The organism is Amycolatopsis sp. NPDC049688, assembly GCF_040674975.1.
In the GTDB taxonomy this organism is placed as follows: Bacteria; Actinomycetota; Actinomycetes; order Mycobacteriales; family Pseudonocardiaceae; genus Amycolatopsis.
The window spans coordinates 58836-73097 of sequence record NZ_JBFANY010000010.1 but is presented as its reverse complement, the minus strand read 5'-3'; the positions used below and the strand labels follow the sequence as shown (position 1 = coordinate 73097).

The window sequence follows — 14262 nt, the reverse complement described above, 5'->3', positions numbered from 1 at the left end:
CAGTGATCTCCCGAGGTCGACAGGACCGCGGCCCGACGCCGCCCGAGCCGGTGCGGCGTGTCGACGTCAGCCAAAGCGACGGCGTGCAGGTTGGTGACCACAACACACAGATCAACTACATCGTTCGCCGCGATGGCGACGATGGCGCCGCGCCGGCTCGGGACGATGAGGCAATCAGCGGCACCGTGGACCGGAACTATCGGCGGAACCGGATGGCGCGGCCACGGGTCATGGCTGTGCATCCCGGAGCGTCACTTCTAGTCGGTCGGTTGACTGCAGAGGATGGCCGTCCGGTTGTTGTGATGCACGGTCGCGCAGGTTCGGGCAAGAGCACTGTTGCGGCCGAGGCTGTGAAGCAATTGACCGACGCAGGCTGGGCCGCCGCGGTATTGCGAATGGACGCGATCGACAGTGTCTGTCGAAGCGCCACAGCATTGGGGGAAGCGGCTCAGTTGCGGTCGTCCCCGGTCGACGTCCTTGGTTCGGCTGCTGAAGGTGGGCAGGCGGTACTCGTCATCGACCAGCTCGATGCGGTGAGTACGTACAGCGGTCGCATGCCCGATAGCTTCGAGGCTGTCGCCGAAGTCGTCGAACAAGCTGGCATGCGTGGGCGAGTGAAAGTTGTCCTCGTCGTGCGCACTGCTGATCTTTCGGCTGATCCGCGGATGAGGTCCCTGCTCGCCGACGAGGACGAGGTCGAGCAAGTCGAAGTCGGTCACCTCGACGCCGCGGCTGTGCAGACCGCTCTTACGACCTTCAACGTCGAAGCGAACTCGCTAGCGCCGGAGACGCTTGACTTGCTTCGCGTGCCCCTGCATCTGGCGGTGTTCTTCCGGCTGGAAGCCACGTCGCGCGAGCTGCCGTATCGGACGCTCCCAGACCTGTACCAGCAGATGACGCGTGAGCTCCGCCCGCGGGTTGAAAGCGACCTGGGACCCACCGGCTGGCACGGGGCGGTCGCACCTCTGGTGGCCTATATGAGCGAACATGAGACCTTGCACGCACCGGCTGCGCTCCTCGACCGGCTTCCACCACGCGCACGGCCGACGCTGGCTTCGACGGGGATCATTCGCGATGACGGCGACACCGTCCAGTTCTTCCATGAGACCTACTTCGACTTTTTGTTCGCTCAGGAGTTCGTCGCTCAGGGGCAAGATCTGCACGACTTCGTGGTGAGCTCGGGTCAGCAGCTGTTCCGGCGCGCCCAGGTGCGGCAGGTCCTCGAACACCTCATCGGCGTGGATCGGCGGCGGTTCCGGGCGGACGCGGTCCGGCTCTTGACCAGCGACGCGATTCGTTCGAATTTGCTCGACGTCGTGATCGGGGTACTCGGTTCCCTGCCGGCCGTGGCGGAGGACTGGCTGGCGATCGAACCGTTTGCGTTCGGTGGCTCACGGCGTAGTGGGCGGATCCTCGCTCTGCTGATGGTGCCGGCGTGGTTCGATGCCGCCGACTCAGCCGGTCGCTGGGAGCCGTTGCTCGCGGAGACCTCGACAGCTGCACCCATGGCCGAAGTGCTGGTCAGGGCGGCCAAGGAGCGCGGGAGACGCGTTACTGAACTGGTCAAGCCGTTCATCGGCAGCTCTGAGGAGTGGACGCGTCGTCTGCGGTCCATGGTCGAGTGGTTCCTCTCTCCAGGCCTAGTGGATCTGACCGTCGAGCTGCTCCGCCTCGGCTTGCTCGACGGAGCGCGCGGCCCCATCGCGGTCAACAGCAACTTCTGGTCGATCGTCGCGCGCCTCAACGACGAAGACCCCGCAGGAGCAGCACGGGTCGTAGGCGCCTACTTGGACCGTGCCAGAGACCGAGCGCGGGCCGACGGCGTCACCGACCCGTTTCCGGATTACATTGACCACTCAGGAGCTGCCGGGGGTGATACGACGATCATCGAGATCGCAACTGCAGCACCTCAGCAGTACTTGGAGCACGTTCTTCCCTTCGTACTTGCGGTGTCGAGCGATACAGCTACGAACGACGACGATGGGCTGAAGTCCGGCGGCCCGTGGGCGTACCGGTTCTACGGGTCGCACGAAGTCGATGACGCTGTCCTGGACGGCGTCGAGATCGCTCTGCGCGCAACAGCACATGAGCTCTGGAGCGGGCCGAGCACGATCTTCGAGGAGCTGCGCAGCAGCGAGTACGAGGTTGCGCGATTTTTCGTGTGCCATGCCTACACAGCCATCGCCGAGCAAGCAGCGGATGAGGCCATCGACTGGCTGCGATCGGACGACCGAAACCTTCGGCTAGGCTGGCAGGGCAGCAGCGTCTGGGCATCACGGCAACTCATCGAAGCGGCCGCACCGCACTGCGGCAACGTCCAGCTCGACGCTCTATGCACAAAACTTCTCGCCTTCTACCCCCTATGGGAGAAGCAGCCCGGTAGGGGCGAAGCCTGGGGGTACACGCAGTACGTGCTCATGTCCGCGCTGCCCGAGAGCCGGCTGTCAGCTGCGGTCCGACGTAGACTCGGCGAACTCGAGCGTAAATTCACTCGGGCCGCCATGCAGCCGCCCGAGCCGCTCGAAGCTCACTTCGTCGGCTCTCCGGTACCCGAAGAGGCGGGTGAACACATGACCGACAGGGACTGGTCTCGCGCCATCACCAAGTACGCGACCGCTGAAGACCGCCCGCGTAGGAACTACGCGGTCGGAGGCTCACGGGAACTTGCCGGAGTGCTTGGTCGCCGCGCTGCGGTCGACCCGGAACGATTCACTGAACTCGCCTTGACATTCGACGATAAGACGCCCGCTTCCAACATCATCGAAGTTGTTGATGCTGTGGCTGATAAGGTCAGCATCGCGAAGCTGACTGAACTGTGCGAGCACGCACGGCGTATCGCGGGAGAAGCGGCTGGTCAAGCCGTATGTCGGGCCATTGCGAACTCCGCCGAAGGAGTTACGGACGCGCTGATCGCCTTGCTTGAGCACTACGCCCGTGCGTCCGACCCTGCGGAGGAGCGTCCGAGCGGGCAGCGTGATGGCGAATTCGACCTCGACACAGCGGGGATGAACTCGACACGGGGAGTTGCCGCTGCAGCAATCGGTCAGATCCTCTTCGCTGGCGACACGTACGCACTCCGGCTGCTTCCGACTGTGGCTCTACTCGCGCACGATCCGATCCTGTCAGTACGCGCTGCAGCCACCCGTCCGGTTTCGGCCCTGCTCAACAGCCATCTGGATCAGGCTCTTGATGTCGCCGATGCTCTGTTCGCCAGCAGCGACATCGAAATTTACCATTCCAACGCAGCTAACAGGTTGTTGAAGTACTCCATCTATCGTGCAGGCGCCCGTTTCTCTCGGCATCTCAACCGCGCACTCGACGCGGACAGCAACATCGCGGTGAAAGCTGGCCACATCTGGGCCAACGCATCATTGAACGACCTGCTGCCGGAGGCATGTCCCTCCGACGTCGCCGACTTACCTGTTCGGGCTCGGCAGGGGGCTGCGCAAACCATGGCCACGGCGCCGCAGCATGCCCACGAAGTGCTCGTGAGGTTGTTCGACGACGATGACCCGGATGTCCGCAAAGCCGCCGCTGGGGCGATCCGAGTCCTCCACGAGCCCGACTCCGCCTCGATCAGCGAACGCGTTGTGGCGGCATACGCGGCCAGCCGAGCCTTCCCAGAAAACTTCGGTGACCTCTTCCACGCGCTCGAGCAAAGCCTGAGACTGCTGCCCTCGACCACGATCATCGCCTGCGAACGCGCCGTCGAGCACGCCGGCGCCGAACTTGGCGATCTAAGTAGGGCCGCCGCTGCTATCAGCCGTGACATCGTCACCGTCGTCCTGCGGCTCTACCGGCAAGGCGACGCGGCAATGCGCGACAGATGCCTCGACGTCGTGGACAAGCTGGCCGACGCCGGGGCGTACGGGCTACCGGACGCGCTCCAGCGCGAACGTTGACGACGGGGCGCGGCGGCGGCCTGTGTACCTCAGGAGATCACCAGTTCGGGGGACGCTGGGGGCAATTTTCGTGACAACTGGGTGTTGTTGAGAGTAGTTGTGGCGGTCCGCTCGGTTGAACCGATACTGGTAGCTGACAGTCCGGGGTTACATGGGGGGATTTGTGTGAACGAGTCTGTGAAGCTGGTGGTGGCAGCGCTGGTGGCCGGTGCTGCGACAGGTGCGCAAGAGACGGCATCGACGGCGGTCAAGAACGCGCACGCGGGGGTGAAATCGTTGGCTGTACGAGTGCTGCGTCGCGCGGAGTCGGTCCCGGTCGAGGTTGTGGAGCTGGTGGAGTCCGACGCGATGACGCTGGCCGGAGACGAGAGCGGCACCGCGGGACACCGTGAGCTCACCGCTGCGCTGGCCGCAGCGGGTGCCGGGGCCGACGAGGAGTTGGTGGCAGCGGCGCTGAAGGTGCTGGAGCTGATCTACCCCGACGGGACTCATGCGGGCAAGTACCAGGTTTGGCTGCACGGCAACCAGAGCGTGCAGGTGGGAGACCACAACACCCAGATCAATTACAACACCGTCATACCGGCTCCGCTGCCCGCGATCGAGTCGGTGCCTGCCTTGCCGAACTTCTCCCGGATCCCTCTCGACACGGCACTGTTCGTGGGCCGCATTGATGAGCTGGACCAGCTTGAGGAGGTATTGAGCGGGTCCGGGCGGGCGGCAGTGGTCGTCGTGCATGGTCTGGGCGGGGTGGGCAAGAGCACGCTGGCAGCCCGGTTCGCGCACCAGCACGCCGACCGGTTCGGGCTCCGGTGGTGGATCACCGCGGATTCCCGGGCCGCTCTCGACATGGGTCTGGCCGAGCTGGCCGAAACCCTTCAGCCGGCCACCGCGGACTTACCGGTGGAGCAGCGCAGCGCGCTCGGTGTGCGGTGGATCGCGACCCACGACGACTGGCTGCTCGTGCTGGACAACGTGACCACTCCGCAGGACGTGGCGGGCTTATTGAGCCGGGTCCGGACCGGCACGATAGTGATCACCAGTCGTCAACGCTCAGGATGGCGGGCTGCGGAGACAGTGCCGCTGGACGTGCTCGCCGAGGACGAGGCGATGGCGCTGCTGGCCCGGATCGTGCGGCCGGAGTGGCCGGACGCGGACCTGGCCGGCGCGGACCGGTTGTGCGGTGAGCTGGGGTGGCTGCCGCTGGCAGTTGAGCAGGCGGGCGCCTACTTGGCCCAGACGCGCACCAGCCCTGCCGCGTATCTTAATTTGCTGGCGCGGTTTCCGGCGCGGATGTTCACCGCGACAGCGGAGGGCGGTGACGCACAGCGGACGATGGCGAGGATCTGGCACGTCACCCTCGACCGCCTGGCCGACACCCGGCCGCGGGATGGGTGCTGCGGACTCTGGCTTGGTTCGCCCCGGACGGCATCCCCCGGAACTTGTTCGCCCGCGCAGTGAGGGAACCCGATTTCTCGGAGGCGCTGGGCCGGCTGGCTGCCTACAGCATGATCATCTTGACTGAGGACACAGTAGCTGTGCATCGTCTGGTCCAAGCGGTCACTCGCACGCCTGACCCAACCGACCCGCATCGGCGGCCCGCCGACATCGCCACCGGCCGCGACAGCACCGCGATCCTTCTGCTGGCCGCTCTCTCCGGTCTCGACCCGCTCACTCCCGCGGCCTGGCCTGCCTATCGGATGGTGCTGCCTCATGCGCGGGCTCTGTGGGAACACGCCACACCCGACACCGACACCACGCAGACCAACCTTCTGCTAAATAAGTTGGGCGTGTACCTCGAAGGTCAGGGCGACTACGGCACTGCTATTGATTGCCTCATTCGCGTCCGCGACAACGGCCTACGCCTTAAAGGGCCCGACCATCCGGACACGCTAATTTCGCAGAACAACCTGGCCTACGCATACCGGGCGGCGGGTGACCTAGAGCGGGCGATCCCGTTATTCGAGGCGGCGCTCGCCGACTCCGAGCGGGTGCTGGGCCCCGACCACCCGAGCACGCTGGCCTCACGGAACAACCTGGCCTACGCCCACGAGTCGGCGGGCGACCTGGGGCGGGCGATCCCGTTATTCGAGGCGGCGCTCGCCGAGCGCGAGCGGGTGCTGGGCCCCGACCACCCGAGCACACTGGCCCCGCGGAACAATCTGGCGGGCGCCTACCGGGCGGCGGGTGACCTGGAGCGGGCGATCCCGATCGTCGAGGCGGTGCTCGCCGATTCCGAGCGGGTGCTGGGCCCCGACCACCCGGGCACGCTGACCTCACGGAACAATCTGGCGGCCGCCTACGAGTCAGCGGGTGACCTGGAGCGGGCGATCCCGTTATTCGAGGCGGTGCTCGCCGATTCCGAGCGGGTGCTGGGCCCCGACCACCCGGATACGCTGACCTCACGGAACAATCTGGCGGTCGCCTACGAGTCAGCGGGTGACCTGGAGCGGGCGATCCCACTGTACGAGGCGGTGCTCGCCAACAGCGAGAGGGTGCTGGGACCCGACCTCCCCTGACCAAGGCTATCCTTTCGAACCTCGACGCAGCGCGATCAACCCGAAGCCGCCACTGGTCGGTCGTTTCCGGAACCGGCAGACGGTGGCGTTGAACATACGCTCATCGGCATGTGCGGACGTTCGGGAGCGAGTGGTCACGTCCGCTGCATCCTCCTGCGTGGTACTCCACCAGGACGAGAGGCCAGTAGCTCACCTGGCTCCCTCCGCCAAGGGAGTAGCGGATCTCCACAATCCTCCATCGAATCGGGCCACAAGATCCGCGGCCGTGCGGCTGCGTCCCCCGACGTCACGCGCGGCATCCAAGCGTTCCAGGTCGGGAACGCCAGCGACCGTGCCAACCGCATCGCCAAGGGCCGGTGATGGCGACTACCTCGCGGCGGTCAAGATCTTCATGGCCGAGTAGAAGACAAAGTCCTCGGTGTGCAGGGTAGCGCCACGCACTGTCAAGAACGACGAGCCGGTGGACCCAACACGTTCGCCGGAGTACAGCCTGGTCGAGCCCTACCAAGCGCTGCGGACTACAGGACGCTGCGCATCACCGCCCATGAGCTCATCCTCGCGGCGGCCCGTGTGGTGCTCGGCAGCGCCGAGATCCGCACACCGGCTGGTCGGATCGATGGAACGCCGATCAGATAAGCCACACGCACAACTTGGCTGATCCAGACCGCATCGCGCGCCTCGTCGAGCCAGGCGATGTGCCCGATCTTCATCTTGGGCGAGGCTACAGTGACGTTGACAGCACCGGGTCAACCGGCGCAGGCTTCGACGAAGCCCGCTCGATGAGCAGGCCTCGCCGAGCCGAACAGCCAGGTGACCGGCTAGTGCAGGTACAGGTTCGCGAGGCCTGTGAGTACCAGCACCACTATGGTCACCAACTGGGCCGCCGTCACGGTCACGGAACCCGTGATCGTGACGGTGAGCCAGCACTTGCTGCTGTCACGCCGTCGATCCCGACGTGAAGTCAAGATCGATCGCCTTCCTTTCTCTCCGAAGCGCCATCGAGCTGAGGCTCGATGAAGCCGGGGCTCGGAGTGCTCCCTCGACTGCAGCGCGAGGAACCACAAAGGTCGGCCCCACAAGTAGACCCGTCATTGTTCTGTGACAGCCGGAAGACGCGCCAGTCGGAACTGGTGAATCCGGCCCGACGGGTCGGCCGTCCATGTCACCGTAACTGATCAACTACAACCTGTGTACTCGGTAGGAGTACGCCCACCGCCCCACGTACCTCGCTCATTGTCCCAGACCCATGCACGCTTTCGATGCGAGAGACCCGGGGACCGGGGACCACAGTCGTCGACGTGGATAAGACGATCATCGCGTTATCCGGCAATCGCTGTCACGACCCACCCCATCACGCAGGTACGCAGGACGATGGCCTCGCAGCGGCGGTCTTGGCGTCCTCCGGCAGGCCGTCCACCCGCACCTCGGCGCCGCGAAGGTAACTGTCGCAAAGGATCACCGTTGTGCGTGAGCCGTCCTCAGCGAGCGCCGGGAGCTAAACGGTTTTGCGGTCCCGGACGATGTCTTGGATGTGAAACCTGTGCGCCCGGAGTGGATACCGTGCTCGCTGATCGCGGGCGTCAGCACGTGGTCGTGGCCGACAGCGTGCCTGATCGCCGCGATGGTGATCGTGCTGAGCGGGCTGCGACTGCTGATCGAGCTGCGCTGGCGGCGCACTGTGCTGACGTTGGCCGAAAACGTGCAGGCGGAGACAATCGTGGCCGTGACTGAGTCAGCGTGGCTGCCGGCCGCCTGGGTCCAGGCCGGGCCGGCGCCGTGCCGTAGGTTCGGAGACGGTCATGCCGCGTCGCATCCCTGAACAGACCGCCGAGGAGGTAGGCGCCTTGTTCACCAAGGTTGTGCACGACCTGCATCGCTACGCGATGACGCTCGTGCAGGGCAACCACGCCGCCGCCGAGGACCTCGTGCAGGAGACGTTCCACGACGTCGCGCTCGCGTGGCCCACCCTCCGCAACTGCGAACACGGGCACCAGCGGGCGTGGCTGTTCACCGTCACGAGGAACAAGGCCATCAGCCGCTGGAAAGCCGACACCCGGGTCGAGGTCGGAACCGAACGCCTCGAACGCCAGGGCAAGGTGTCAGCACCCGAGGACACCTGGCACAAGACGCTCTGCGCCCTGACTCTGCAAGAGTGCAGGAAGGTGCTCGAGCGGATGCCGCCGACGAGGAGTCGGGTAGCGTATCTGCGCTGGTACGAGCAGTGGTCGACGCGGGAAGTCGCTGATCTGCTCGGGATTGCCCAGTCGACGGTGCGGGTGCACCTCAAGACTGCGCGCGACGAGCTGGCGGCCGTACTCGGGCCGGACATGCTGCTGACTGAGGGGGCCGCTGGGAAGGAGGAAGCGCCGTGACGAGCAACGACATCACCCCCGAGCCCGCATCGCATCGGATTTCGCTTCCCCGGCTCCACAACCAGCCGGATGGTTCTGTCCTGGCAACGGCGCACTGCACGATCGTGGCGGTGGACATCGTCGGCTTCGGCCATCGCAGTCGGACCGACGCGAACAGGGTGCGTATCCGGCGCGGTTTCTACCAGGCGACGCAGCATGCCTTCGACGCCGCCGGCGTGCCCTGGGAGTCTTGCCGAAGGGAAGATCTCGGCGACGGCATCGTCGTGATTGCGCCCGCAAACATTCCCAAGACTTCCTTCGTCGATCTGCTGCCAGGCACCATGTTGACGGCGCTCCTCCAGCACAACCGGACTCACCCCCCGACCGAGCGGATTCGGCTCCGGCTCGCTCTCCACGCCGGAGAGGTCAACTACGACGAGCACGGCTTCACCGGGACATCGATCATGCACGCCTTCCGCCTGCTCGACTCCGCCGCGGTGCGGACCGCGAGCGCGGAGAAGCACGCTCTCCTGGCGGTCATCGGATCATCGTGGTTCTTCGACGAAGTCATCCGGCATTCCGAGCACAGTGACGCTCACGACTACGCACCCGCCGACGTCATCAGCAAGGAAACGCGGACCCGGGCGTGGATCAGGGTTCTCTTTGAGCGTTCCCGATCGCGACGCCGGGTCGACTCGCCCGAGCGAATCTCGCCTCGCCAGCTCTACGCGCTGTTGGAGCACCACGCCGACGACGGTGCGCGCTACGACAGCAGCGTCGGTCTGGCGAAGCTCGCGGCCTGGATGGCAGAGGACGCCGATCAGACCGACATCCCCCGGCCAGCGACGGACGAGGTGCGGGCCCTGCGGACGTCGTGGTCGAACCCGACGAGCTGAAGTGCGAGTCCTGACGCATTCGCGCCGACCGCGGGCGCCGCTTGTCAGTACCTTGCTGTCGTCGAGCCGTGTGCGCGGACAGGTTGCAGAGCAGTCTGAAGGCTCGTCGGTGGATGATCGCCGCGCAGCGCTATAAGGATGTGCTCGCAGGCGGGTGCGGACGGGCAGTAGCGCGTCGTTCGGGTCGTCGTTGCTCGCCGCGGGACCCATCGACCGCCTGGCGTGTCGTTCGCCGATGTCCCGGATACTTCGAGAGCGGGCACATCGAGGCTGACGCAGAAGACAGGCGAAGCAGCTCGCCACCTACGACGACAAGGGCAGGCGATGAGCGACTCACAGGGCGGCGAAGGAAGAGGCCCATCCGGGAACAGTCTGGAATTCGACCCGATCGTCAACGGCGTCGACTTCCTCGACAGCGCGATCTCCCACCTGGCCGCATCCGCGGATCCGCGCCGCTTGAAGTACGCGGTGCTGCACCTGCAGGCCGCGATTGAAATCCTCGTCAAGATCCGCTTGCAGCGCGAGGGTATCGAGCACATCTTCGAGGATCCCTACAGCGCCGACGAGAACAAGCTCAAGCAGGGCGCCTTCCGCAGCGTCACGCTCAACGCAGCGATCAAACGGCTCGCCAAGGTCGCCGACATCAAGCTGTCAACTGCTCAACGTGACGCCCTGGACGGCCTCAACAGGGAACGCAACAAGCTTCAGCACTTCGGCTCCACCAGCAACCACGAGGTTGTGACCGCACGCGCCGCGGCAGCCCTTGACGTGCTGTCCGAGTTCATCCGGCAACACCTCGTTCCGGACGCGCCGGACGACGAGGTTGAGCACCTCGAGCAAGCAGAGGAAACCATCGGCGCCGCGCTCACGACCATCGCGGCGGTCAACCGGGCAAGGCTGGACCGCATCGCCCCCGAACTAGAGGCGTGGCAGAGCATCGTCATACACTGCCCCGAATGCATGCAGGTGGCCTGGACCTTCGCACCCTTCGAGGAAACCTCACGCTGCCGGTTCTGCGGTCGCGATTGGAGCCAAGTCGAGGGCGCCGAAGCCGCTGAAGAGTACGTCACATCCGTTCTGAGCGAATCAAGCTACATGGCTGTAAAAGGACGAACCGGGTGGTCGATCTCCGACTGCCCGGAATGCGAGCTCGAAGCGCTCATCGCCGTCGCCACCCGCACGGACCCCGACAGCTTTCTCACTAACGCCTGTTTCCACTGCGGCTTCATCGCCGACGGGGAACTCGGCTCCTGCGGACGGTGCGGTCGAACCACCTTCGATCCCGACGACTTGATCTGCGCTGACTGCCTGCACGACCTGGTGGCCGAAGACTGAACGATCGACGCTCAGCGAGCAAAATGGTACTTCTCCGGCGGTGCCGAGATCGAGCGCATTGTCCATGACCTCTACAACCGCCGCCCGGCACGATAGATAGTAAATGCAGTTGCCATTGTGGTTGAGAGAGGTCGCAGGCGTGTCACGCTTGACGAAGACGGCCGACTTCTCATCGCCGTGTGCGAGCCCGCCTGGCAAGCACGCACGAACACTGGCTGGCCTCTAATCAGGACAATCGCCGTGGAGGCCGTGCGGCCCCGAGACGCTCGCGGCCGGCGAACCGATAGCGGCGCTCTCGCTCTACTCGGTGCGCGCCGAAATGTGTCACGCGGTGCCTATTAGGAGCGGCCGCCGTTCTAAGCGGCGCCCGGACGTCGCACTGTGCCTTGCATCGCGTCGCGCCACAGCGCGTTGCGCCTTCGGTAGGAGGTGCCAGCGGACGAACTGCGCAGAACGCGTGCATGCTCGGCAGGATGCGCGGCCAACGTGTCCCCTGAGTCAAGGATGGACGCGGTGCAGGTATTCGGTTTCCCGGTCCTTGGCGCGGTACGCAGCCTGTGTGAGACCCGTGCCAGCCAGTGCACGTCGGTCAAGACCGGGTACTATTCGGTGTATGACCGACGAGACAGTTGTTGACCGAGTCACAGCACACTATCCGCCCGCGGATATTACGCCGGATGAGTTTGAAGGATTTGTCGTCGGCTTGCTTCGTTCGGCGGAGGCTGAGGTTGACAATCTAATTGTCACCTCTCACGAGAAGATCGAGGTTGCGGATGGCGTCTACGACTTTGATGCAACAGTGCGTTATGAGTTCGCTGGGATGGAGTTCTTGATCTTGGTTGAGGCGAAAAGGCATAAGAACCCTGTCAAGCGCGAGCTGGTCGCGGTTCTCTACCAGAAAGTGGTGAGTGTCGGAGCGCACAAGGGCGTCATGATCTCGACTGCGCCGTATCAGAGCGGAGCGGTAAAATTCGCAAAATCTCACGGAATTGCACTGATGACAGTCACTGAGGGACGTTTTACTTTCGAGACGAAAAATGCATCGCATGGTCCTTCAATTTCGCGCGAGGAAGCAGTGGAGCGGTTTAATTTGCCTGTCTTCGTGGGTCACGTCTACGGTATAGGTGAAAATGCAAATTCGACGAACGTGACCCTGCTCTCGGAAGAATACCCCCGCTCGGTCGCCGAACTTCTACTCGGCGTCTCAGAGGATTGAGCTGCGACTCGAATAAAATTACCGCGACTAGGGATTTCGACGGGGGTGCCGTCTGACGCGTCGTCGGTAAAGTTAAGGTATGACCTGAGTCAGGTTTGGTGAATAATCCAATGAATCTCATTGATCTATATGTCTGTCGCGCTGATGCCCGTGCCCGGGGTTCGCATAGTCGTCAGCCAATGGTGAATGGTTGCGTGGTCGGCGACGTCAATTCCGTAGCCACGCGCGTCGATCGTTTTGACAGCACCGACGGACAGTGTTGAAGTCGTGGCAACCAGGCCGCGCATGGACGAATTGGCTTCGACGTCTGCCCATAGTGCCTTGACGACCACCTTCTCGATCTTCGACTGCTGCCTCTTGCATTGAACTATCGCAAGTGGAGGCTCGCCCGCACGTGGCTGCGCCGGCCATATCCTAATATCGACGCCATCGTCATTAGTGCCGTGCCGTGGCAGCCACAGGCCGGCTCATCGGGTTCGTTTCACCGGAACCAATGGGCGCGCCGGAATCGCTAAATGTGGCGAAGCTCGGCCGTGCAGTCGACGACCTGTTCGGGCAACTCGGGGTTCGGCCGACGCATCTCCCAGAGCCGGCGCCGAACACCGTGAACTGCAGGCCGGCTCTGCTCGCCATCTGGATGATCCGCCGGCCCAAGGCTGATCGCCGACGCGTACACCGGCAGGTCCCCATTGCACTCCTGATCGACCCCACCGGCCACCAGGTCCAAATCCGCACAACCTGGTTCTCGTGGCAGCCTTTGCACGTCGGACTGGTTGATCTCCCTCAGCGCTACGGGAACGCCGCCACGGCGACGGGCATAGATCCCGGGCAGTTCATCAAGGAGTCCGTCGAGCACGCAATCGCCAGCCACCCCGACACCCTCCTGCTCACCCACGCTCAGAACCTCCGCTCCACGTGGCCGGCTTTGGCCGGCCCTCAGATGGACGTGGACACCATCGACCTTGGCCGCGGTCCTCAGCCGATCAAAGAGCTGCCCGGCCTGCGCCACATCTGGGTCCGCAGCGCCCACGGCGCGGGAACACCGCAGTCGTACGGGGTCAATGACGGAATTATCGGTCATCCCAAAGGAATGTGGCGCTTTCCCGAACCGCGCCTATTCGCCAGCACCAGCGGCAAACCCGCCTATGCCGTGAACTCGGTCCTACGCAACTCGAAGATCGCCGAGGGGCTCCCGTATGGACGCGACGGGTTCACCCGGTTGAACACCCAGGCTCCTGTGTGGAACGAGCAACTTCTTGAACTTGGCGTTGCCGGGCTCCAAAACGGCGACCAGCCCGAGCAGTGGGCGGCGATGGCACACAACCTTCGCGACGCTGTGCCGTACACCCGCTGGACCACCCCGCTGCCCTGGCCGCTGCAGCTGGCACAACAGATTGAAGAGCAGGTCCAACCACGGTGATCAGCAGAAGCGCGATGACACTGGTGATCGAGTTTCTCGATGACGGCGGAAGGTGTTTCCAGCTCATTGAGGCGGAGGCAGCTTCCGATTCCAGTGTTGGTCGGCGAAGTCGTCGCGGTTGTCTGCCCCTTTCCAATGCTGCTTGGGTAGGTCACCTCGGAAGTTGCATCCTGGGCAAACATCCTCGCCCTGGATGTGGCCTTCGTACCAGGCATGCACCGCTGCATGCGTCACGGCGACCCGGACGTCCGCTTCCCCCGACTCGTACGCCGCAACGGCACCTTCGATGATCATGCCCAGGACTGGTGAGTCCGGAGCAGGGAAAGGCGGCGAAGGGAACCTCTCAGCTTCCATAGCAGTCTAAGATACTGGAGTTCTGGTGCTCGTCCGCGCCGTTCTCAGCGGCGCCGACCTTCATCGCGAGAGGCGGTTCCACGCGGACATGGCCTCAGCCGCGTAGGGATAACACCCGGCCGCCCGTTGTGCAGGTGTCGAGCCCTCGACCGGTCACAAACAGACATCGCATGATCCATCTGGTCGGCGCGGTGGTCATTCCGCCTAGCGGAACCCCGCCCACGTGCCGCGGCCGTGAAGTCTACTCGGACGGGCGATGCGGACTCATTCAG

General features: G+C 64.4%; 11 protein-coding genes. 9 read left to right on the top strand and 2 right to left on the bottom strand.

All coding sequences use genetic code 11. The features are described 5' to 3' along the window. The first annotated feature begins 2 nt into the window (after nucleotides 1-2). The 3 genes from AB0J55_RS28620 (at nucleotide 3) to AB0J55_RS28610 (ending at nucleotide 6418) form a co-directional block, all read left to right on the top strand. Nucleotides 3-3902 carry a hypothetical protein gene (locus AB0J55_RS28620; protein ID WP_364254980.1) on the top strand — a complete coding sequence of 1300 codons (3900 nt, stop codon included), beginning with the start codon at nucleotides 3-5 and terminating at the stop codon, nucleotides 3900-3902. 177 nt (nucleotides 3903-4079) lie between these two features. After that, the gene (locus AB0J55_RS28615) at nucleotides 4080-5360 is read left to right on the top strand and encodes an NB-ARC domain-containing protein (protein ID WP_364254977.1); all 1281 of its coding nucleotides are present in this window, start codon (nucleotides 4080-4082) and stop codon (nucleotides 5358-5360) included. Beyond that, nucleotides 5357-6418 carry a tetratricopeptide repeat protein gene (locus tag AB0J55_RS28610; protein WP_364254974.1) on the top strand — a complete coding sequence of 354 codons (1062 nt, stop codon included), beginning with the start codon at nucleotides 5357-5359 and terminating at the stop codon, nucleotides 6416-6418. The genes AB0J55_RS28615 and AB0J55_RS28610 overlap by 4 nt, the downstream gene beginning before the upstream one ends. Before the next feature lie 518 nt (nucleotides 6419-6936). Here the strand turns inward: AB0J55_RS28610 and AB0J55_RS28605 are convergent. Further along, nucleotides 6937-7128, bottom strand: a complete 192-nt coding sequence (locus AB0J55_RS28605; protein ID WP_364254971.1) for a hypothetical protein — start codon at nucleotides 7126-7128, stop codon at nucleotides 6937-6939. Nucleotides 7129-8039: 911 nt separating this feature from the next. Here AB0J55_RS28605 and AB0J55_RS28600 point away from each other — a divergent pair. The 5 genes from AB0J55_RS28600 (at nucleotide 8040) to AB0J55_RS28580 (ending at nucleotide 12216) form a co-directional block, all read left to right on the top strand. Further along, on the top strand, nucleotides 8040-8237 hold the full coding sequence (locus AB0J55_RS28600) for a hypothetical protein (protein WP_364254968.1): 198 nt from the start codon (nucleotides 8040-8042) through the stop codon (nucleotides 8235-8237). Then, the gene (locus AB0J55_RS28595; RefSeq protein ID WP_364254965.1) at nucleotides 8218-8790 is read left to right on the top strand and encodes an RNA polymerase sigma factor; all 573 of its coding nucleotides are present in this window, start codon (nucleotides 8218-8220) and stop codon (nucleotides 8788-8790) included. Before AB0J55_RS28600 ends, AB0J55_RS28595 begins: the two co-directional genes overlap by 20 nt. Then, nucleotides 8787-9665, top strand: coding sequence for a hypothetical protein (locus AB0J55_RS28590; RefSeq protein ID WP_364254962.1), 879 nt, complete (start codon nucleotides 8787-8789; stop codon nucleotides 9663-9665). The genes AB0J55_RS28595 and AB0J55_RS28590 overlap by 4 nt, the downstream gene beginning before the upstream one ends. 324 nt (nucleotides 9666-9989) lie before the next feature. Then, nucleotides 9990-11000 carry a hypothetical protein gene (locus AB0J55_RS28585; protein WP_364254959.1) on the top strand — a complete coding sequence of 337 codons (1011 nt, stop codon included), beginning with the start codon at nucleotides 9990-9992 and terminating at the stop codon, nucleotides 10998-11000. Nucleotides 11001-11613: 613 nt separating this feature from the next. Beyond that, nucleotides 11614-12216 carry a restriction endonuclease gene (locus AB0J55_RS28580; RefSeq protein WP_364254956.1) on the top strand — a complete coding sequence of 201 codons (603 nt, stop codon included), beginning with the start codon at nucleotides 11614-11616 and terminating at the stop codon, nucleotides 12214-12216. A gap of 125 nt (nucleotides 12217-12341) precedes the next feature. On the opposite strand, the gene AB0J55_RS28575 is transcribed toward AB0J55_RS28580, so the two are convergent. Further along, nucleotides 12342-12671, bottom strand: coding sequence for a restriction endonuclease (locus AB0J55_RS28575; RefSeq protein WP_364255561.1), 330 nt, complete (start codon nucleotides 12669-12671; stop codon nucleotides 12342-12344). Between the two features lie 38 nt (nucleotides 12672-12709). Between AB0J55_RS28575 and AB0J55_RS28570 the strand changes: the two genes are divergently transcribed. Then, nucleotides 12710-13636, top strand: a complete 927-nt coding sequence (locus AB0J55_RS28570; protein ID WP_364254953.1) for an RNaseH domain-containing protein — start codon at nucleotides 12710-12712, stop codon at nucleotides 13634-13636. Nucleotides 13637-14262: the final 626 nt, after the last annotated feature.